The 19665-nt window shown below is 58.6% G+C and carries 21 protein-coding genes; 3 read left to right on the forward strand and 18 right to left on the reverse strand.

The features are described from left to right. The first annotated feature begins 100 nt into the window (after window positions 1-100). From argB to ACR0AA_RS20015, 3 genes are read left to right on the forward strand one after another with little or no spacing between them, the layout of a single operon-like run. Window positions 101-964, forward strand: a complete 864-nt coding sequence (gene argB / locus ACR0AA_RS20005; protein ID WP_480665789.1) for an acetylglutamate kinase — start codon at window positions 101-103, stop codon at window positions 962-964. 18 nt (window positions 965-982) lie between these two features. Beyond that, window positions 983-1669, forward strand: a complete 687-nt coding sequence (locus tag ACR0AA_RS20010) for a ferredoxin (protein ID WP_480665790.1) — start codon at window positions 983-985, stop codon at window positions 1667-1669. Next, entirely contained in the window at window positions 1666-2163 is a 498-nt protein-coding gene (locus tag ACR0AA_RS20015) for a SixA phosphatase family protein (protein WP_480756988.1), read from the forward strand. The genes ACR0AA_RS20010 and ACR0AA_RS20015 overlap by 4 nt, the downstream gene beginning before the upstream one ends. 48 nt (window positions 2164-2211) lie before the next feature. Here the strand turns inward: ACR0AA_RS20015 and ACR0AA_RS20020 are convergent, their stop codons facing one another. The 18 genes from ACR0AA_RS20020 to rplO all read right to left on the reverse strand — a co-directional run bounded on the left by ACR0AA_RS20020 (window position 2212) and on the right by rplO (window position 19568). Further along, complete coding sequence (locus ACR0AA_RS20020) at window positions 2212-3003, reverse strand: amino acid ABC transporter ATP-binding protein (protein WP_302477163.1); 792 nt, start codon at window positions 3001-3003, stop codon at window positions 2212-2214. 12 nt (window positions 3004-3015) lie between these two features. Beyond that, window positions 3016-4371 (reverse strand): amino acid ABC transporter permease, encoded by a 1356-nt coding sequence (locus ACR0AA_RS20025; protein WP_480756990.1) that lies wholly within the window; start codon window positions 4369-4371, stop codon window positions 3016-3018. Between the two features lies 1 nt (window position 4372). Then, a complete protein-coding gene (locus tag ACR0AA_RS20030) occupies window positions 4373-5641 on the reverse strand; it encodes an amino acid ABC transporter permease (protein WP_480665793.1) in 1269 nt (422 codons plus the stop codon). A gap of 126 nt (window positions 5642-5767) precedes the next feature. Beyond that, the gene (locus tag ACR0AA_RS20035) at window positions 5768-6784 is read right to left on the reverse strand and encodes an amino acid ABC transporter substrate-binding protein (protein WP_239344774.1); all 1017 of its coding nucleotides are present in this window, start codon (window positions 6782-6784) and stop codon (window positions 5768-5770) included. A gap of 207 nt (window positions 6785-6991) precedes the next feature. Then, window positions 6992-7699, reverse strand: coding sequence for an ATP12 family chaperone protein (locus ACR0AA_RS20040; RefSeq protein ID WP_480665794.1), 708 nt, complete (start codon window positions 7697-7699; stop codon window positions 6992-6994). A gap of 4 nt (window positions 7700-7703) precedes the next feature. Continuing rightward, the gene (locus tag ACR0AA_RS20045) at window positions 7704-8375 is read right to left on the reverse strand and encodes an HAD-IA family hydrolase (RefSeq protein ID WP_480665795.1); all 672 of its coding nucleotides are present in this window, start codon (window positions 8373-8375) and stop codon (window positions 7704-7706) included. Then, complete coding sequence (locus tag ACR0AA_RS20050; RefSeq protein WP_480665796.1) at window positions 8372-9415, reverse strand: RluA family pseudouridine synthase; 1044 nt, start codon at window positions 9413-9415, stop codon at window positions 8372-8374. The genes ACR0AA_RS20045 and ACR0AA_RS20050 overlap by 4 nt, the downstream gene beginning before the upstream one ends. A gap of 107 nt (window positions 9416-9522) precedes the next feature. After that, the gene (locus ACR0AA_RS20055; RefSeq protein WP_480756996.1) at window positions 9523-10329 is read right to left on the reverse strand and encodes a crotonase/enoyl-CoA hydratase family protein; all 807 of its coding nucleotides are present in this window, start codon (window positions 10327-10329) and stop codon (window positions 9523-9525) included. Window positions 10330-10405: 76 nt separating this feature from the next. Beyond that, complete coding sequence (locus ACR0AA_RS20060; protein WP_480665798.1) at window positions 10406-11716, reverse strand: replication-associated recombination protein A; 1311 nt, start codon at window positions 11714-11716, stop codon at window positions 10406-10408. 4 nt (window positions 11717-11720) lie between these two features. Beyond that, window positions 11721-13109 carry a trypsin-like peptidase domain-containing protein gene (locus ACR0AA_RS20065; protein ID WP_480757028.1) on the reverse strand — a complete coding sequence of 463 codons (1389 nt, stop codon included), beginning with the start codon at window positions 13107-13109 and terminating at the stop codon, window positions 11721-11723. A gap of 78 nt (window positions 13110-13187) precedes the next feature. Further along, window positions 13188-14297, reverse strand: a complete 1110-nt coding sequence (locus tag ACR0AA_RS20070) for a TauD/TfdA family dioxygenase (RefSeq protein ID WP_480665799.1) — start codon at window positions 14295-14297, stop codon at window positions 13188-13190. Window positions 14298-14401: 104 nt separating this feature from the next. Beyond that, a complete protein-coding gene (gene rplQ, locus ACR0AA_RS20075) occupies window positions 14402-14824 on the reverse strand; it encodes a 50S ribosomal protein L17 (RefSeq protein ID WP_039538314.1) in 423 nt (140 codons plus the stop codon). 118 nt (window positions 14825-14942) lie between these two features. Then, window positions 14943-15959 carry a DNA-directed RNA polymerase subunit alpha gene (locus tag ACR0AA_RS20080; RefSeq protein WP_480756999.1) on the reverse strand — a complete coding sequence of 339 codons (1017 nt, stop codon included), beginning with the start codon at window positions 15957-15959 and terminating at the stop codon, window positions 14943-14945. A gap of 114 nt (window positions 15960-16073) precedes the next feature. Next, on the reverse strand, window positions 16074-16463 hold the full coding sequence (rpsK, locus tag ACR0AA_RS20085; protein ID WP_008757289.1) for a 30S ribosomal protein S11: 390 nt from the start codon (window positions 16461-16463) through the stop codon (window positions 16074-16076). A gap of 15 nt (window positions 16464-16478) precedes the next feature. Continuing rightward, window positions 16479-16847 carry a 30S ribosomal protein S13 gene (gene rpsM / locus ACR0AA_RS20090; protein ID WP_170332212.1) on the reverse strand — a complete coding sequence of 123 codons (369 nt, stop codon included), beginning with the start codon at window positions 16845-16847 and terminating at the stop codon, window positions 16479-16481. 201 nt (window positions 16848-17048) lie between these two features. After that, window positions 17049-17624, reverse strand: a complete 576-nt coding sequence (locus ACR0AA_RS20095; protein ID WP_480757001.1) for an adenylate kinase — start codon at window positions 17622-17624, stop codon at window positions 17049-17051. Further along, a complete protein-coding gene (gene secY / locus ACR0AA_RS20100) occupies window positions 17621-18985 on the reverse strand; it encodes a preprotein translocase subunit SecY (protein ID WP_480665800.1) in 1365 nt (454 codons plus the stop codon). The genes ACR0AA_RS20095 and secY overlap by 4 nt, the downstream gene beginning before the upstream one ends. A 109-nt stretch (window positions 18986-19094) precedes the next feature. Further along, window positions 19095-19568: a 50S ribosomal protein L15 gene (gene rplO / locus ACR0AA_RS20105; RefSeq protein ID WP_480665801.1), complete on the reverse strand. Its 474-nt coding sequence runs from the start codon at window positions 19566-19568 to the stop codon at window positions 19095-19097. Window positions 19569-19665: the final 97 nt, after the last annotated feature.

Genomic DNA, 19665 nt, shown 5'->3' on the forward strand with positions numbered 1-19665 from the left:
AACAGGCCGCTCCGGACCACCCGGCGCGGCCCTACACGCGATCCGGTCTTGGCAGAGCTGCACAAAACTCCTAACACGGGTTCCCAGAGGGACTGCAGCCATGAAGACAAGAGATATGAACCGGGACTGGATCGCCACCGCCGCAACGCTGAACAGCGCATTGCCCTATCTGCAACGCTATGACGGCGCAATTGTCGTCATCAAACTCGGCGGCCACGCCATGGGCAGCGACGAGGCGATGGAAAGCTTTGCGCGCGACGTCGTCCTGATGCGTCAGGTCGGTGTGAACCCGGTGATCGTTCACGGCGGCGGGCCCATGATCAACGCGATGCTGGACAAACTGGATATCCAGTCCGAGTTTGTGAACGGCAAGCGCGTCACCGACAAAGCCACCGTAGAAGTGGTTGAGATGGTGCTGTCGGGTCTGGTGAACAAACGTATTGTTCAGGCGATCAACGATCAGGGTGGCATGGCCGTTGGCTTGTCGGGCAAGGATGCGCAGTTGATGCTCTGTGATCAGACGGACGAGTCTCTGGGCTTCGTTGGAAGCCCGGCAGAGATGAACCCGAAAATCCTGCATGACCTGTTTGCACACGATGTGATCCCGGTCATCGCCCCGCTGGGCGCAGGTCGCAACGGAGAAACCTTCAACGTGAATGGCGACACCGCGGCAGGGGCCATCGCCTCTGCGCTGAAGGCCGATCGCCTTCTGCTGCTCACGGATGTCTCGGGCGTTAAGAATGCCGCTGGGGACGTTGTGACCGAATTGAAGGCTGGTCAGATCCGCGAGATGACGCTGGACGGTACGATTGCAGGCGGCATGATCCCCAAGACCGAAACAGCGCTGGACGCGCTTCACAGCGGTGTTCGCGCGGTTGTCATCCTGGACGGGCGCGCGCCGAATGCGGTCTTGCTTGAGCTTTACACAGAACACGGTGCCGGATCACTGATCCGACCGGATTGATTCAGTGGTGGAGGAGACATGATAGATCGCGCCCCACTCTCCTCTGACACTGTGGTTATAACCTATGATCTGGTCGAACAGGCGGCAAAAGCGGCCGGTCTGATCGTCATGGGTGCGCTGCATCCCCGCCTCACAGATGCCAAGCAACTGGACGGCGGTACGTTGATTCTGTTGGGGGCTGGTCCGGAGTTCTGGTCGGCGCTGAAATCCTCGCCCGAGTGGCAGTCCGGCGATCCTGTGGACCGTTGGTCGTCGCGCGTGGTCGGCCAAATGGCGCAAGAGTTATCCGCCGAGGCCCATTTCCCATTTGGTGGTCCTCCCTACGTGCCATTCATCGACTGGGCGTTGAAATCAGGGCGCACTTTCAGCAGCCCCGTTGGTGCTTTGGTGCAGGATGAGGTCGGCATGATGATCTCATTCCGAGGCGCGCTGCACTTCGCCCAAGAGTTTCCTCTGCCCGAGACGCCGGGCGTATCACCCTGCACCACCTGCCCAGCCCCGTGTACGCAAACCTGCCCAGTCGGCGCGCTGAACAGCCATGACTTCTACGATGTGGCGGCCTGCCACGACCACCTTTCCACGGTCGACGGCCAGACCTGCATGACCGGAGGCTGCCTGGCGCGACTGTCCTGTCCCCTCAGTTCTGGCGCGGGGCGGGATCCGGAGCAATCCGCCCACCATATGAGAGCTTTTCATCCGTCATGACCCGCACCCTGATCCTGACCCGCCATGCAAAGTCCAGCTGGGACAGCCCAGCCCTTTCCGATCATGACAGGCCGCTGAACAAGCGTGGACGCAAGTCTGCCCCGGCGATTGCATCGTGGTTGCAGGAAAACGGCTGGTTACCGGATGAGATTCTCAGCTCAAGTTCAGCCCGAACGCGGGAAACCTGGGACCGCATGGGTTTGCAAGCTGACAAAGTGTGTTTTCGCCGAACGCTCTATCACGCTGGCCCAGTAGACATGTTGACCGAACTGTCCGGGGCCACTGAGCAGACGGTTTTGATGCTGGGGCACAACCCCGGAATTGCGGCATTTGCCAGTCAAATTGTCCGAAAGCCGCCAGAACACGCTCGTTTCTGCGACTATCCGACCTGTGCGACGGCCGTGATCCGATTCAACACCAATAATTGGGCAGATATTCAGTGGCACAGCGGCGACGTTCTGGGATTTGTTACTCCTCGCGAGCTGCTAGAATAGAAAAAGGCGAGGCCAAAGCCCCGCCTTTCTTTGCGCATGTGATCGGGATCAGTGCCCCAGAATCTGGCTGAGGAACAACTTGGTCCGCTCGCTCTGTGGGTTGTTGAAGAACTCTTCCGGTTCATTCTGCTCCACGATCTGACCGGCGTCCATGAAGATCACGCGGTTGGCGACCTGACGGGCAAAGCCCATCTCGTGGGTCACGCAGAGCATGGTCATGCCTTCCTCGGCCAGCTCGATCATGGTGTCGAGCACTTCTTTGATCATTTCGGGGTCCAGCGCCGATGTCGGTTCATCGAACAACATGATCCGCGGCATCATGCAGAGCGAGCGGGCAATCGCCACACGCTGCTGCTGACCACCCGAAAGCTGACCGGGATACTTGTCGGCCTGCTCGGGGATCTTCACCTTTTCCAGGAAGTGCATCGCACGCTCCTCGGCCTCTTTCTTGGGCGTCTTGCGTACCCAGATCGGTGCCAGCGTGCAGTTCTCCAGAATGGTCAGGTGTGGGAACAGGTTGAAGTGCTGGAACACCATGCCAACCTCGGAACGGATCTTGTCGATGTTCTTGAGGTCATTCGACAACTCGGTCCCGTCCACGATGATCGTGCCCTGCTGGTGTTCCTCCAGCGCGTTCAGGCAGCGGATCAGGGTGGACTTGCCCGAGCCCGAAGGCCCCGCGATCACGATCCGCTCGCCCTGATTGACGGTCAGATTGATGTCGCGCAGCACGTGGAAGGACCCGTACCACTTATTCATGTTGGTGATTTCGATGGCGACCTCGTCGCTCACCTGCATCTTGGAGCGGTCGATTTCGCGTTCAATTGCAAGTTCAGACATGTGTTGAACTCCTTAACGATGGCCAGTCTGAAGCTTGCGCTCCAGATACATGGAATAACGGGACATGGAGAAGCAGACGACGAAGAACAGAACGCCAATAAAGGCAAACAGTTCCCAGTAGATGCCATTCCACGCGGTATCAGCGCGGATGCCGTTTGTCAGGCCGATCACGTCGAACAGACCGATGATCGAGACCAGCGTGGTATCCTTGAAAATGCCGATAAAGGTCGACACGATGCCCGGGATCGAGATTTTCAGAGCCTGCGGCATGATGATCAACCGCTGCGCCTGCCAGTAGTTCAGGCCCAGACTGTCGGCCCCTTCGTACTGACCGCGCGGCAGTGCAGCCAGACCACCCCGGATCACCTCGGCCATATAGGCGGCCGAGAACAGGGTCATCATGATCATCACCCTCAGGATGATATCGAAATTGGTGCCCGGCGGCAGGAACAGGTTCAACAGCAGAGATGCCACGAACAGCAGGGTGATCAGCGGCACGCCGCGGATGAACTCAATAAAGCCCACGCACAGATACTTAACGATCATCAGATCCGACTGACGACCCAGCGCCAGAAGGATGCCGATGGGCAACGAGACACCAATGGCCACAACACCCAACAGGATCGCCAGCATGAAGCCACCAAAGTCGCGGCTTTCTACCGGGGCAATGCCGATCGGAATGACGGAGTTGATAGCGTCGGCAACCGAACCGGAAGCAAACAACCACCAAAGAATAGGTAGCGCCACCGCAACGATGATCGCTGTCAGTGAACCAGCGACTGGGAGAATAAACTTGTACGCAAGATACCCAATGCCCAGCCCAGCCGCGACCATCAGCGGACCCCAGATGCTGCCGCCCCACATCAGCCAAGGCAACAGGAACGGGTAGGCCGCCGTCACAAAAAGCAATTTGCGCGGTACGTTGGTGAACAGCACAGGCGCTATCGCGACAAGCAACAGGATGAAGGTCAGGTTCGGCCGGAAATAGGCGGGCCAGCCGCCGGTTTCGGGTGGGTTAGACCACGTTGCATCCGGATGCGCCGGATAAGGCGGATAGAAACCGTACAGCAATTGCAGCCACCGGTCCTTGATCACGCCCCAGCAGGCATGACCATGCGTATCGCCCCACGTCGCCATCATGATCTCACGGCATTCCGACAGTGAATTGGCGTTCCAAACGGATTCGAACGTCCAAGTCAGGATGTTGGAAAGCACATAATAGATGAAGATCAGCGAGATAACGGTCAGGATCGCGTTAAGCCAGCTTGAGAACAGATTGTGCCGGATCCAGCCCAGTACGCCTACCTCTGAGGCAGGTGGCGCCTGTTCCGGCAACATTTCCGTGCGGACAAATGAAACATCACTCATATTACCGCTCCACCAGTTTGACACGGTTGTTGTACCAGTTCATCACCGCCGAAATGCTCAGCGAGATGGTCAGATAGACCAGCATCAGCAGCAGAACGCATTCCAGCTCGCGGCCGGTCTGGTTCATGGTGATGCCGCCAAGGGTCCCCGTGATGTCCATATATCCGACCGCAATCGCCAGCGACGAGTTCTTGGTGAGGTTCAGATAGTTCGAGATCATCGGCGGGATGATCACCCGCAGCGCCTGAGGCAGGATCACAAGGCGCATGGTCCGACCCGGGCGCAGACCCAGAGCGGATGCGGCCTCGGTCTGACCTTTCGAGATGGCCAGGATACCAGCGCGAACGATCTCGGCGATGAAAGCCGCTGTATACAGCGACAGGGCCAGCCAGAGGGCAATCAGCGAGTTCCGCAAATGAGTGCCGCCGGTGAAGTTAAAGCCTTTCAACTCGGGGTAGCCCAGATGAAAGCCCAGCACAGTCAGCAGAATGATCGACGGAACGAACAGCAAGCCCAACTGGATGTGCCAGATGGTCGGACGGTCGCCCGTCTTTTCTTGCGCCGCATTGGCCCAGGCCGACACTTTGCGCATTGCGAAGATGCTGCCGCCAAGCACGATCAGGAAGGCGATGAGGTCCAGCGAAACATCGAACCGCAGGCTTGACGTGCCGAACAGGTGGATGTCACCCAAACCACGCGAAAACAGGAATTCGGGGATATAGACCCCGCGATTGGTCACAGCGACTGTGCCGAACAGATCCATAGTGGCTTCTGGGTTTTCACCCCGGAAGGCGCGCGGTGCAGGCAGGCTTTCGATCAGGATGGCCATGGCGAACACGATCCACAGCAGCACCGGCACGTTACGGAACATCTCGACGTAGACGGTCATGATCCGGGCGATCAGCCAGTTGTTGGACAGACGCAGGACGCCGACCATGACGCCGATAATTGTCGCCGTGATACAGCCCAGAACTGCGACAACCAGCGTGTTCAGCAGGCCTATGAACGCCGCGCGCAGATGGGTATCGCGTGAATCGTATTCCAGCAGACGCTGGTTGATGTCATAACTGGCCGGTTCGGCGAAAAAGTCGAATCCGACTGTTCTGCCCAGCGTTTCGAGGTTTTGAATGGTGTTGTTGATAATCCAGGCTGCCAGAAGCATGAAACCGATCATCGCTATGACCTGAATGGTCGCAGATCGGTACCGCGTATCATAAAGGAGCATGGACAGCCGGAACTGCTCCTTCGGCGGGTCAGTGAGAGTCGTCATGACCTATGTATATCCCCGTGCATCCCGTTTTTTGCCGGCAAAGTTGTTCTTTGCTCAATCTAACCGGGAGTGTTTCTTATTGATGGAAAAAGGGCGCAGGTTGCCCTGCGCCCTTTTCCGTGGATTTTAGCGGAACGGCGGTGCGTACAGCAGACCACCATCGGTCCATTGTGCGTTCAGGCCGCGTGCCAGACCAATCGGAGTTTCTTCACCGATGTTCTTGGCAAACACTTCACCATAGTTGCCGCCGACTTTGATCGCGCGCTGTGCCCAGGTTGCGTCCAGGCCAAGCATCTCACCCAGAGTGCCTTCGCTGCCCAGCAGACGGTTCACTTCGGGGTTGTCGGTACCTGCAGCCATCTCGTCGATGTTTGCCGAGGTCACGCCCATTTCTTCAGCGGCGATCAGCGCGTTCAGAGTCCAGCGAACAACGTCGCCCCACTCGTGGTCACCGTGACGAACCAGCGGGCCCAGAGGCTCTTTCGAGATGATCTCGGGCAGGATCACGTGATCTGCTGCGTTCTCGAAGGTGGCGCGGGTTGCGGCCAGACCGGATGCGTCAGTGGTGTAGACGTCACATGCACCAGCCAGATACTGCTGCTGCGCTTCAGCGTTGGTTTCGATCGGAACCGGCTCGTAGCTCATGTTGTTGATGCGGAAGAAGTCCGCCAGGTTGAGCTCGGTGGTGGTACCGGTCTGAATGCAGACAGTCGCACCGTCCAGTTCCTTGGCTGAGCTTACGCCCAGAGCCTTCGGAACCATGAAGCCCTGACCATCATAGTAGTTGATGCCGACGAATTCGAATTTCAGGTCGACATCGCGGCTGAAGGTCCAGGTGGTGTTACGGGCCAGCATGTCGATCTCGCCCGAAGCCAGCGCGGTGAAACGTGTTTTACCGGTGGTCGGGATGAATTCAACAGCGGTCGGGTCGTCCAGAACGGCGGCTGCTACTGCGCGGCAGACAGCCACGTCAAAGCCCTGCCATTCGCCATTGGCATCCGGGCTGGCAAAGCCGGGTACGCCAGTCGCCACGCCGCAGTTCAGTTTGCCGCGCGCCTTGACATCATCAACAGTGCCCGCCGCCGCTGCGCCAGCAGCCAGGCCGGCGACAGTTGCCACGCCCAAGATTACGGATTTTTTCATTTTTACCTCTTCCTGATTATCCGCCCCGGTTCGGGACGGCTCTGTCCGGCACCCTTGGCACCAGAAAGGTTTCCCCAAAGGTGTCTCCCCTTTAGTGGCCACGAGTTTGGGCGCATTCATAAACAAACGTCAAGGGTCGGATCAGTGAAAACGATGAGTCAATTCAGAGATGACCTCGTCTGCAACACAAAATCAGGCAGAATAGGCTCAAATCGAGATATCAAAGAACCGTTTAGCGTGTAAAAAGGCAGCTTTTTTGGTTTCGGCAACCGCGTGGGCCTCGTCATCGTGGCCCCATTGTTCGATTTGCCAATCCTCATCTAATCTTGAGATTTTCCAGATTTCACCCGGAGTGCGCCAATTCAAGGCCGACGCAAAGCCCAGAACCAAAGATCCGGACAGGCTGACGAGATCGTGAAAAGCGGCAAGCTGGAAGTCGTTGAATTCATGAACGCGCTGCCGAAGCGTATCCAGCGCAGGCGCAGATTGCGGCTGATGCAGCACACCGGCCACAGGAACAAGGCGCACAGCAAAGGTTTCCGCCGCCCAATCCAGAACCGGGTCCCATTGATCTGCCTGCCGCTCTTGCAACTCGTGCGGGTGGGTCGCCCTGTAACACAGCAAGTCCGAATCGCCGTAATCGGCCAGCATATCTGCAACCTCGGCGTGCTGGTGACGCACCTTGTCGATGGCTGCGTTGGCAGACCGGGTGAACGGCATCAGGGTCGGGTCGACTTCTTTTTCCTGTGCGTCCCACTCTGCCGCGACCTCTTCGGCCATTGCGCGTGTCGGCAATATCAACCCGGCTTTGGCAGGCGTTTTCACTCGGCGACCGTCCAGTTCGACCGTGTATCCGTCGTCCGCTTCAACAACGGCGCTCGCAGTCCAAAATCGTTTAGGCTTCCAGTCGCTCATGTCTTCAGGTCCAGATGTCATCCAGCGCGCGCGGCAGCTGGTCAAAAGTCTCAATTACGCAGGTTGCGCCATCCAGGGCGGATCGGTCGTGATAGCCCCAGGACACACCAATGCCCGCAACCCCGGCGGCCTTGGCCATTTCCATGTCAAACATGGTATCGCCGATCATTGCCGTATCTGCCGCCTTAACGCCGGTCTCTGCGCGCGCCGTGTCGATCATCGACGGGTGCGGCTTGGAGGGATGGTGATCTGCAACCTGCCGCGTTACGAAATAGCGCTCCAGAGCATGCCCTTCGATCAAGGCATCCAGCCCTCGCTGAGATTTTCCGGTGGCCACGCCCAACAGAACTTCGGGGATCGCGTGCAGGGCTTCGATCACCTCTCTTGCTCCGGGGTAAAGCGGCGAGCTTGCAACACCTTGGTCAAGGCGATGCGCGTGGTAGGCCTGCTTGTAACCTTCGACAAGGCGTTGCTGGACAGCACCGGACAGGTCGGGTGCCAATTGCGCCATCGCATTAGGAAGAGACAGGCCAACGATGGACAGAATCGCCTGGCGGTTGGGAACCTGCAAAGACAATGCGTCAAAACTGGCGGTCATGGCCGCAACGATGCTGCCCTGACTGTCGACCAGAGTGCCGTCGACGTCAAACAACACCAAACGCAAGGGTGCGCTCATTGCAATTCCTCGAACGGGTCGTCCGCGGCCAAATCCTCGGTCCAGCCGAACGTGTCCCAGCTGTGCTTCATGTGCTCGGGCAAAGGTGCTTTGACTGTGACGGTCTTACGCGTCACCGGGTGCTGGAACGAGGCTTGCCGCGCGTGCAGGTGCAGCTTTTTGCTGATGATCCCGCCCAGTTGCGCGCCCCAGCCGTCGCCGAGATTCTCTTGCCCCGAACCGCCGTATTTGCCGTCACCGATAATCGGATGCCCGATCGCTGCCATATGTGCCCGCAGCTGGTGCGTGCGGCCGGTGATCGGCTCCATCGCCACCCAGGCTGCACGCCCGGCCACGCGGTAGAGCGTCGCATAGAGCGTGTGCGCCCGTTTTGCGCCGGGATTGTCGTCGATCTCGTTTAGGTGAACGGCGACCATCTTTTCACCCTCACCTTGCTTGCCATGACCCGGAGCCTTGACCAGCCCGGTCTTGATCTCGCCGAGATAGGGGGTCGGTACGCCAGCCACCAAAGCCCAGTATATCTTGCGCGTGTCGCGGTGACGGAACGCAGCCGTCAGCCCCTTAGCTGCCTCACGGGTCCGGGCCAGCAGCAGAACGCCCGAGGTGTCCTTGTCCAGCCGGTGCACAAGGCGGGGGTTTTCGTCATAGCCGAACCGCAGCGCCTCGGACAGGCTGTCCACGTGGCGGGTCTGACCGCTGCCGCCCTGAACCGGCAGGCCATGCGGCTTGTTCAGCGCCAGCACATGATCGTCGCGGTAGATCACGCAGGACTGGATCATCTTGGCATCGGCGTCCGAGATGCTCCGTTTGACTTCAGCGGGCTTGTGGTCGGCATCCGGCAAGGGCGGTACGCGCACGACCTGACCAGCCTCAAGTCGGGTCGAGGCTTTGACCCGCCCGCCTTCGACGCGCAGTTCACCCTTGCGGCACATCTTCTCGATCCGGCCCTGACTGACATGTGGAAACAGACGGCGCAGCCAGCGATCCAGCCGTTGGTCGCCGTCACCTTCTGCCACGGTGATCATCTGTACGCCGCTCATGCCGATATCCCCTGCGTCGCGCGGATTATCCGCCCGGTAAACCAGTGTGTAAGTGCCCTAGAAAACATGCGCGTCTGTGGCGTGCAAGGGGCCAAGAGTCAAGCCGGTCAGATGTTCGAGAAATCCCCGTGCCGTCCTGCACCATCGCGGAAACGCCCTGCCCCGGTCGTGCCTTCGCGCCGGATCGCCTCTAACCCGTTGGCCCATTCGACTTTCAGCGCCTCACGCACCGGCATTCCCCGCGTCTCGATGATCGAGCGGCGGTCGGCACGTACGGCCTCTTGCGGGAAACGGGCGATCTCATGGGCCATGGCTTCAGCCGCGGCACGCGCTTCGCCATGCGGGACGATCTTCTCGGCCAACCCGATCCGATAGCATTCCTCGGCTTCGACCTTGCGGCCCGTCAGGGCAATTTCCAACGCCTTGCCCTGCCCAACCAATCGCGGCAGCCGCACGGTTCCTCCGTCCATCAGGGTAACGCCCCAGCGGCGGCAATAGACACCCTGATAGGCGGTTTCGGCCATTACCCGGATGTCACACCAAAGAGCCAGCTCCATTCCACCTGCCACCGCTGCACCTTCAATTGCGCCGATCACCGGTTTGGACAACTCCAGACGCGATGGCCCCATCGGACCGAGGGTCGATGGAGCAGAGCCAATCGGGAATGCATGTTTTTCATAGTAAGGCTCTCCCGAATCCGGGTCAGACAGGGTCGCGGCCATCTTCAGGTCCCAACCGGCGCAGAAATTGCCGCCTTTTCCCCAGAACACGGCCACCTTGGCCGGGCTCCGCTCGAATTCCAGAAAAGCATCGGTCAGCGCCTTGGCGTGATCACTGTCCACGGCGTTCCGCGCCTCTGGCCTGTCGTGAATGATGGTCCAGACGTCATCCGTTTTGTCGATAGTTACGGTCATGAGCTTCCTCCCTCGACTCTCACGATCTCAGGGAAGCTGGATTTTTGCGCTCTGTCGCCTGTGACGCAGCGGCGTCTTAGCTGTTCCGCTGTGCGCGCAGCTTGGCGAAATAGTCCAGCCGCTTTTTCAACTCACGCTCAAAGCCGCGTTCGACCGGTTGATACAGCTCGGGGCGTTCCATGCCATCGGGGAAATAGTTCTGGCCCGAGAACCCATCCTCGGCATCATGGTCATAGGCATAACCCGCACCATATCCCTGATCCTTCATCAATGAGGTCGGCGCGTTCAGGATGTGTTTCGGAGGCGGCTCGCTACCCGATTGTTTGGCCAATCGCATGGCTGCCTTGTACCCGACATAGGCCCCGTTCGATTTCGGTGCCAAAGCCAGATACACCAGTGCCTGCGCCAACGCCAGTTCCCCTTCAGGGCTGCCAAGCCGTTCATAGGTCTGCCACGACTGCAGGCAAATCGCCTGCGCCTGCGGATCGGCGAGGCCGATATCTTCGACCGCCATCCGCGTGATCCGCCGCGCCAGATACCGAGGGTCCTCGCCGCCGGTCAGCATTCGTGCAAACCAATAAAGCGCCGCGTCCGCGTCGGACCCGCGCACCGACTTGTGCAGCGCCGAGATCAGATTGTAATGCTCATCTCCGGATTTGTCGTACTTTGCCGCGCGCCGCATCAGTCTTGTTGAAAGAGCATCCGGGTCTAATGGCGCATCCACAGACCACGCCGCGACCTGTTCGATCAGGTTCAAAAGCGCGCGCCCGTCGCCATCCGCCATCTCTTGCAAGGCCTCGCGGGCTGCCCCTGTCAGCGGCAACGCGCAATCCAATTCTTTCTCAGCGCGTTGTGTCAGACGCTCCAAATCAGCCAGGCTGAGGCGTTCCAGAACCAGGACCTGCGCCCGGCTGAGCACAGCGGCATTCAGTTCAAATGACGGGTTCTCGGTCGTCGCACCAACCAACAGGATGGTGCCATCTTCCATATGCGGCAGAAACCCGTCCTGTTGTGCTTTGTTGAAACGATGGATTTCATCCACGAATAACAGCGTCCCCTGCCCGTTCTGACGCCGTATCTTGGCGGCCTCGAATACTTTCTTCAGGTCCGGAACACCTGTGAAGATCGCGCTGATCTGCACGAAATGCAGGTCGGTTTCCTGCGCCAAAAGACGCGCTATGGTGGTCTTTCCGACACCCGGAGGACCCCAGAACACCAAACTGGACAAACTGCCCGATGCCAGCATGACCCCCAGAGGCGCGTCCGGACCAAGAACCTGTTCCTGCCCAATGACCTCGGCCAACGATTTCGGTCGCAGCCTGTCGGCCAACGGACGATGCGGTGTCGCAGCGGGCTCGGTGGCCCCGGTGTCGAACAGATCGCTCACGAGGTCACAGACGGAACCGCAAGGACACGGCCTGTCCGCGCCGCATCACATCCAAAGTCAGCCTGCGCCCCGGATCCGTCAACGCATCCACGACGTCTTGGGGGTGCTCAATATCCGCGCCATTGATGCTGATGACGGCATCACCTGCACGCAGGCCCGAGCGACCACCATACCGGCCCGCGTCCACCACGACGACACCGGTTTGCGATAACAACAACCCCATCCGGGTAATCACCGCAGGGTTCACGCGGGACACCTTCAAACCGGGCATCACGGTGTTGTCGTCCAGTACGGTTTCATCTGCTGGCGGCGTTTCCGGCGCTCGGATCAAATCGACTTCGACGTCAGCGCTATCCTCGCCTCGCAACCGGGTCAGGACCGAAGTGCCCCCGACACCAGCGACAGACATGCGGAACTTCATCTCGGCCGGCGAGTTTACCTCATCCCCGTCCACATGAGTCACCACATCACCCACGCGCAGACCGGCCTCAGCCAGCGGGCTTAGGCTGTGCAGGTCAGAGATCACAACACCCATCGGGATTACCAACCCAAGGGAATCCGCGATGTCGGCGCTCATGTGTTGACCAGCGACTCCGGCCCAAGGGCTGACGAAACTGGCATTGCCGGCCTTGGCCTGGCGCAGAAATTCGGCGACCAAATTGGCCGGGATCGCGAACCCAATGCCGTTGGAACCACCCGAACGCGTCAGGATCGAAGTGTTGATCCCGATCAGATCGCCATTCACGTCGATCAATGCCCCGCCGGAGTTGCCCGGGTTGATCGCGGCATCAGTCTGAATGAAGTACCCACGCGCATTGCCCGTGGCCGTTCCTGTACGTGCCAGCCCGGAAATAATACCTGACGACACAGTCTGGCCCACACCAAACGGGTTGCCGATGGCAAGCGCCAGCTCTCCCACCTCTACCTGATCGGAGTCGCGGAAGTTCAGATGCGGCAGATCTTCGGCCTCTTCCAGACGAAGAATGGCAATGTCGCTTTCTTTATCCCCCAGAACCACCTGCGCCGAATATTCGCGCCGATCCGTTGTCACCACGCGGATTTCCGTGGCCGTTCCAACCACGTGATAGTTCGACACCACATAGCCGTCTGCTGACAGGATGACGCCAGACCCCAGCGAGTTCTGAACCCGTGGGCGCGGTTCGGAAAAACCTCGGCCGAAAAAGTCTTCAAAAAACGGATCCGAAAAGAAGGGATTGGATCGCCCCTGCCGCACGATCTTGGCATAGATGTTGACGACTGCCGGCGAGGCCTGTTTCACCACAGGGGCAAAACCCAGGCTGATTTCGGCCTGCAATGTCGGAACTTTCGTTTCGGCGCTTGCTGAAACAGCAAACGTCGCCAACATCAGAGAACAGAGAATTTTGCGCATGATCCATCCGTCGATTACTCGCCCATCGGATATGCGTCTACATGGGCCGTAATGCAAGCATCAGCTCAGCGCGTTGGGCCGTCAATCTAAAGGGGCGTGCAGGCGGGTACCTTCCGTGATGATCCCACCGCGTTGTCCTACTTCAATTGTGCCATACCGTTGTCTGAAGACTTCGGGCAATTCGCGGTCCCCTTCGGGCGAAAGCCAGAGCCGTAGCAAATGACGGCGCTCAGCGGGGTCCGGCCAGTCCACGAATCCGGTTCGGTCATGCAATTGCGAGTGGTTGTACACGAATTGCATGTCCCCCGGTTGTAGCCGCATGGTCAGGCAAAGGTCGGGATCATTCGCCAACGCGTCAAAGCGATCCAGCGCCTCGACGTGGTCCGATGTAAGCCGCATCGCGTCCGGAAAACGCTGAGCACTGTCGATATATTGCCTTTGGTAAAACACCGTCAATTTGCCATCATGCCAGGAAAACGGCGGGATCGTCATATATGGTTCCATACCGTCGGGCACTTCACCTCGTCGATCAGTCGCAATCGGATCGAACAACAGTTTCAACAAATCCGGGCACTCGGACCGCATCCTGTTAAAAATCGTCTCTGCACTCACCAGCAGCGAGTCCCCTCCTTCCTTGGCCTCGCGCAGGCACAAAAGGCCGACGATGTCGGCGCTGTCTGTGTGAAAGGTTTGACGCTCATGCGTCTGATAAATCCGGGTGTTCGGATCGTTCGCATCCGCACCGATATCCCGAACGTGCCCCAGAATGTGACCCTGAGCGTTCTGCGACCGGGCCGAGCCCAAATGGGCACCGACGCCGCAGAAAATCGTAGCTGCCATCTGTTGCGTGTAATCCTGCACCGGAAGGCCACGGATCACTTCGAACCCAATCCCGTTGATCAGCTTGTCGCGCAGCATCGCCAGATGCTGGTCAAATCGTTTCAGCGGGAAAGCGGCCTTTGTGATCTCACCGATATCTCTTCCAAGGCTCAGGTAATGACGGGCGGCTTGCTCAAGGTCGTCGATGTCGTCCGCCGTCAGGTCGATGATCCATTCACTCTGGCGCGTGCGCATGTCCTGACCGATCCAGACAGACGGCCCTGTCAGTTCGTTCGGTGTTTCCGTTGGGATTGCCATCATCCGTCCTCCACGCTCAGCATACAGCATGATCTGCGACGTTCTGGATTTCATCAACGGATACCGCCGCAAATGCTTTGATTGCGACACTGCGGGGTAAAAAAGAAAAAACCCCCGCGTCCGGGACGCAGGGGTTCAAGTTAGAAAGCCAGGCTTTCTTATTCTTCGTCAGCAGCCTCTTCAGCGGCAACGCGCGCTTTATCAGCTGCGCCTTTGGCGTCTACGTCACGATCAACGAATTCGATGATCGCCATCGGCGCCATGTCGCCATAGCGGAAGCCAGCTTTCAGGATGCGGACATAACCGCCCTGACGCTCGGCGTAGCGGGGGCCCAGAACTTCGAACAGCTTTGCGACGTCTTTGTCTTCTTTCAGCTGTGCTGCGGCCTGACGACGGGCGTGCAGGTCGCCGCGCTTGCCCAGAGTGACCAGCTTTTCGATGATCGGGCGCAGTTCTTTTGCCTTGGGCAGAGTTGTTTTGATTTGCTCATGCTCGATGAGCGAGCCAGCCATGTTCGCAAACAGCGCCTTGCGGTGCTCATGAGTACGGTTCAGGCGGCGGTAACCACGTGCGTGACGCATTTTCTAGTTCCTTCTTTCGCGTTTTGCTTTGTCTGGCCGGCGATGCGTGTCACCGGCTCTCCTTGGGGCGGAAGTGCCCATGCAGTCCCCGGAAGCCCGGGCATTGGTGAAGACGCGCTTAGAACGCGTCTTCGAATTTCTTCGCCAGATCTTCGATGTTGTCGGGCGGCCAATCCTCGACATCCATGCCGAGGTGCAGACCCATGCCAGACAGCACTTCTTTGATCTCGTTCAGCGACTTGCGGCCGAAGTTCGGGGTGCGCAGCATCTCGGCTTCGGTTTTCTGGATCAGATCGCCGATGTAAACGATGTTGTCGTTCTTCAGGCAGTTTGCCGAACGGACCGACAGTTCCAGCTCGTCTACTTTCTTCAGCAGCAGCGGGTTGAACTCCAGACCATCGTCTTCGTCCTGGCGGCCAGCCGATTCCGGTTCGTCGAAGTTGACGAAGATCGACAGCTGATCCTGCAGAATACGTGCGGCAAAAGCCAGCGCGTCTTCCGGCGTGATCGAACCGTCGGTGTCGATCTTCAGGGTCAACTTGTCATAGTCCAGAACCTGACCTTCACGGGTCGGCTGAACGTCATAGGCAACCTTTTTGACGGGCGAATAGATCGCATCGATCGGGATCAGGCCGATAGGTGCGTCTTCCGGCTTGTTCTTCTCAGCCGAGACATAACCCTTACCGGTGTTGACGGTGAGCTCCATGAACAGGTCAGCGCCATCGTCCAGGTGGCAGATGACGTGATCGCGGTTCAGAACCTCGATACCAGCGCTCTCGCTGATGTCACCAGCGGTGACAACTGCAGGGCCTTTGGCATTGATCGACAGGCGCTTGGGGCCTTCGACTTCCATGCGCAAAGCAACCTGCTTAAGGTTCAGGATGATGTCGGTGACGTCTTCACGTACGCCCGCAACCGAGGAGAACTCGTGCAGGACGTTGTCGATCTGAACGCTGGTGATGGCCGCGCCTTGCAGCGAGCTCATCAGAACGCGGCGCAGCGCGTTGCCCAGAGTCAGACCAAAGCCACGCTCCAGCGGCTCGGCAACCAGAGTCGCCTGACGTGCGGGATCGTTGCCCGGCTTGCCTTCCAGCTGGTTCGGCTTGATCAATTCAGCCCAATTCTTATGGATCATGTAATCCCTCCATTCCTGTCCGCGCCCCATGACCAACAAGGTGCAGACGCCCGAGGTTCAAAATGACGTGCTGGGGCCGTGCAAAAACACAGCCCCAGCTCAATTCAAAATCGCTTAGACGCGACGACGCTTCGGCGGACGGCAGCCGTTGTGAGCGATCGGAGTCACGTCGCGGATCGACGTGATGTTGAAGCCCACTGCAGCCAGCGCGCGCAGAGCCGATTCACGGCCCGATCCGGGGCCCTGAACTTCGACTTCCAGCGTCTTGACGCCATGTTCCTGCGCCTTTTTGCCTGCATCTTCTGCAGCCATCTGAGCGGCGTAGGGTGTCGATTTCCGCGATCCCTTGAAGCCCATGGTACCGGCAGACGACCACGAGATGGCGTTGCCCTGTACGTCCGAGATCAGGATCTTGGTGTTGTTGAAGGTCGAGTTCACATGGGCGACGCCCGATGCGATGTTCTTACGCTCTTTGCGCTTAACGCGAGTCTTATCACGTGCCATCAGTCAGACCCTCCCTTATTTCTTCTTACCAGCAATGGCCTTTGCGGGGCCTTTACGGGTACGAGCATTGGTGTGGGTACGCTGACCGCGAACCGGCAGGTTGCGGCGGTGACGCAGACCGCGATAGCAGCCCAGGTCCATCAGGCGCTTGACATTCATCTGAACTTCACGACGCAGATCACCTTCGACGGTGAAATTTTCGTCGATGTATTCGCGAATTTTCAGAACTTCGGCGTCGGACAGTTCGTTGACGCGACGGGTCGCTTCAATGCCCACGGCCTCGCAGATCGCTTTGGCCGAGGTGTTACCGATACCGGTGATATATGTGAGGGCGATAGGTACCCGCTTTGCAGTCGGGATGTTTACGCCGGCAATACGTGCCACGTGTCACTTTCCTTTTTGTTGCGGTTCCGTAGCTCCGGAACCTTTTTTCACAACACTTGATCTTGGCAGTGACGCCAGAGGATCCAGCATTTGTACGAGGTAGTTGCGACAAACAGGACGAATCCCGAATGCACAGTTGATTCCCAAAAGGGATGGGGGTCGATATGGGCTTTTGGCGGTGCCGTCAAGCCCATTTAAGATTTAGCCGAGAACAGCCTCGATCGAAGCGGTCACTTCGTCAATGCTGGCCAGGCCATTGACCGGGCGCAAATCGCCCTTGGCGTAGTAGTAGCCGATCAACGGAGCGGTTTTCTTGTAGTACTCCATCAGGCGGATGCGAACGCTCTCTTCATTGTCGTCTGCCCGAACAGGTTCACCGGCAGCGCGTGCCTCTTCGGCCCGGTTGACGATGCGCTTGACCAGCGTCTCTTCATCAACACGCATTTCGATCACGGTGTGCAACGACTGACCCAACTTGGCGAGCAGAGCCGCCAGCGCGTCGGCTTGCGCCAGCGTGCGTGGGAAGCCGTCAAAGATAAAACCAGCGCCTTTTTCGGTCATCAGCTTTTCTTCGATCAGGCCGATCACGATCTCATCGGTGACCAGCTTGCCCGCGTCCATGATAGCCGCAACCTTCTTGCCCATATCGGTGCCCGAGGTCTTAGCTTCGCGCAACATGTCGCCGGTGCTCAGCTGGACCATGCCGCGTGTCTTGACCAGGTGTTGCGCTTGCGTCCCTTTACCTGCCCCCGGGGGGCCCAACAAAATGATGTTCATCGACGAGAGGGTCCCTTCCTGCCGCGTTTCTTGCTTTTACCGCGCAGTTGGGACTTTTCGATAAGCCCTTCGTATTGATGCGCCAGCAAATGGCTCTGGACTTGTTGGATCGTGTCCATGGTCACAGAGACGATAATCAGAACCGACGTGCCGCCGAAATAGAACGGGATGGCGAACTGGTTCCGCAGAATTTCAGGCAACAGACAGACAGCCGCCAGATAAGCCGAACCTAGAACGAGCACGCGGTTGACCACGTATTCCAGATACTCGGCGGTTTTCTTGCCCGGGCGGATACCCGGCACAAAGCCGTTCTGCTTTTTCAGGTTGTCCGCAACGTCGTCCGGTTTGAACGACACGTTGAAGGTGTAGAAGTACGCAAAGAACACGATCATCGACGCAAAGAACAGCAGGTACAGCGGCTGTCCTGGGCCAAAGTTGGCCAGCAGCCACGACATGATCGGACCGTTGGTGGCACCCGACGAGAAGGTCGAGATCGTTACCGGCAACAACAGCAAAGAGCTGGCAAAGATCGCCGGGATAACGCCCGCCGGGTTCACTTTGACCGGCAGGTGGCTGGAGCCGCCCTCGTATACCTTCATACCGGCCTGACGGCGCGGGTACTGGATGTGGATCTTGCGCAGAGCGCGTTCCATGAACACCACAAAGGTGATGACCGCGATGACCATGACGATCACGCCGATGATCACGGCGGGGCTGATTGCGCCCGAACGACCCGAGGCAAAGAACTGCGCCAGAGCGGCCGGAACTTCTGCGATGATACCAACGAAAATGATCAGTGAGATCCCGTTACCGATGCCGCGCGCGGTGATCTGCTCACCCAGCCACATCAGGAACATCGTACCACCGACCAGAGTGATCATGGTGGACATACGGAAGAACATGCCCGGATCGGTCGCCAGATCGCCCGATTCCAGCGAAACGGCCAGACCGTACGCCTGCACGGTCGCCAGAGCCACGGTACCGAAACGGGTATACTGGTTGATCTTCTTGCGCCCCTGCTCGCCCTCTTTCTTGAGTTGTTCGAGCGCGGGAACCATCGATGTCAGCAGCTGCACGATGATCGAGGCCGAAATGTAAGGCATGATGCCGAGGGCAAAGATACCCATCCGCCCCAGTGCCCCGCCGGTGAACATCGAAACCATGCCGCCGATGCCTTGCCCCGCCTGCTCCATGAACTCGCGCAGTGCCTGTCCGTCGATCCCCGGCACCGGAATAAAGGTGCCCAGACGATAGACGATCAGCAATGCAAGCGTGAACAGAATGCGGTTGCGCAGATCGGTGGCTTTACCAAGGGCAGACCAGCTTGTGTTGGCTGCCATTTGTTCTGCTGCTGATACCATAAATCGGTCTCTCTTATGAAAACACCGCCCGGAACCGTTTTCCGGCTCGGGCGGCGTCTTGGAAAACTCTGAGGTCTATGTAAGCGGGTCTTTGCCCGCTCACAAGCGCTTACTCTGCCGCAGCAGCTTTTGTGACCTTAAGTGAGCCGCCCGCTTTCTCGACTGCTTCTACAGCAGATTTCGAGGCGCCGGTGACTTCCAGGTTCACTTTGGCGCTGATTTCGCCTTTGGCCAGAATGCGAACACCGTCCAGCTTGCGACGAACCAGACCGGAGGCAACCAGTGCATCCTCGGTGATTGCAGCTTTGGTGTCCAGTTTGCCGGCGTCGACGAATTTCTGGATCAGGCCCAGGTTGATAACGGCGAATTCCTTGCGGTTCGGCTTGTTGAAGCCACGCTTGGGCAGGCGCTGGTACAGTGGCATCTGGCCGCCTTCGTAGCCATTGATGGCCACACCCGAACGGGATTTCTGGCCTTTGATACCACGGCCACCCATTTTACCTTTGCCGGAACCCGGACCACGGCCAACGCGGGTGCGTTTCGGTGCGGCGCCAGGATTATCGCGCAGTTCGTGCAGTTTCATTTCGCTTCTCCTAAGCCGGATGTGACCCCCGAAGCGTGATGGGCCAAACACGGCATTTCTTGGTTTTGATTCTCGTGGACAGGTTGCCACCGGAGCC

Source organism: Ruegeria sp. CE8, from assembly GCF_056537465.1.

Excerpts from the sequence above, each read along its gene's own strand:
- secY (WP_480665800.1), bottom strand. The coding sequence starts at position 18,985 with ATGGTATCAGCAGCAGAACAAATGGCAGCCAACACAAGCTGGTCTGCC.
- ACR0AA_RS20070 (WP_480665799.1), bottom strand. The coding sequence starts at position 14,297 with ATGAAATCCAGAACGTCGCAGATCATGCTGTATGCTGAGCGTGGAGGA.
- rpsK (WP_008757289.1), bottom strand. The coding sequence starts at position 16,463 with ATGGCACGTGATAAGACTCGCGTTAAGCGCAAAGAGCGTAAGAACATC.
- rplQ (WP_039538314.1), bottom strand. The coding sequence starts at position 14,824 with ATGCGTCACGCACGTGGTTACCGCCGCCTGAACCGTACTCATGAGCAC.
- ACR0AA_RS20020 (WP_302477163.1), bottom strand. The coding sequence starts at position 3,003 with ATGTCTGAACTTGCAATTGAACGCGAAATCGACCGCTCCAAGATGCAG.
- ACR0AA_RS20050 (WP_480665796.1), bottom strand. The coding sequence starts at position 9,415 with ATGAGCGGCGTACAGATGATCACCGTGGCAGAAGGTGACGGCGACCAA.
- ACR0AA_RS20040 (WP_480665794.1), bottom strand. The coding sequence starts at position 7,699 with ATGAGCGACTGGAAGCCTAAACGATTTTGGACTGCGAGCGCCGTTGTT.
- ACR0AA_RS20095 (WP_480757001.1), bottom strand. The coding sequence starts at position 17,624 with ATGAACATCATTTTGTTGGGCCCCCCGGGGGCAGGTAAAGGGACGCAA.
- ACR0AA_RS20025 (WP_480756990.1), bottom strand. The coding sequence starts at position 4,371 with ATGAGTGATGTTTCATTTGTCCGCACGGAAATGTTGCCGGAACAGGCG.
- ACR0AA_RS20015 (WP_480756988.1), top strand. The coding sequence starts at position 1,666 with ATGACCCGCACCCTGATCCTGACCCGCCATGCAAAGTCCAGCTGGGAC.
- ACR0AA_RS20080 (WP_480756999.1), bottom strand. The coding sequence starts at position 15,959 with ATGATCCATAAGAATTGGGCTGAATTGATCAAGCCGAACCAGCTGGAA.
- rplO (WP_480665801.1), bottom strand. The coding sequence starts at position 19,568 with ATGAAACTGCACGAACTGCGCGATAATCCTGGCGCCGCACCGAAACGC.
- ACR0AA_RS20035 (WP_239344774.1), bottom strand. The coding sequence starts at position 6,784 with ATGAAAAAATCCGTAATCTTGGGCGTGGCAACTGTCGCCGGCCTGGCT.
- ACR0AA_RS20055 (WP_480756996.1), bottom strand. The coding sequence starts at position 10,329 with ATGACCGTAACTATCGACAAAACGGATGACGTCTGGACCATCATTCAC.
- ACR0AA_RS20030 (WP_480665793.1), bottom strand. The coding sequence starts at position 5,641 with ATGACGACTCTCACTGACCCGCCGAAGGAGCAGTTCCGGCTGTCCATG.
- argB (WP_480665789.1), top strand. The coding sequence starts at position 101 with ATGAAGACAAGAGATATGAACCGGGACTGGATCGCCACCGCCGCAACG.
- ACR0AA_RS20045 (WP_480665795.1), bottom strand. The coding sequence starts at position 8,375 with ATGAGCGCACCCTTGCGTTTGGTGTTGTTTGACGTCGACGGCACTCTG.
- ACR0AA_RS20010 (WP_480665790.1), top strand. The coding sequence starts at position 983 with ATGATAGATCGCGCCCCACTCTCCTCTGACACTGTGGTTATAACCTAT.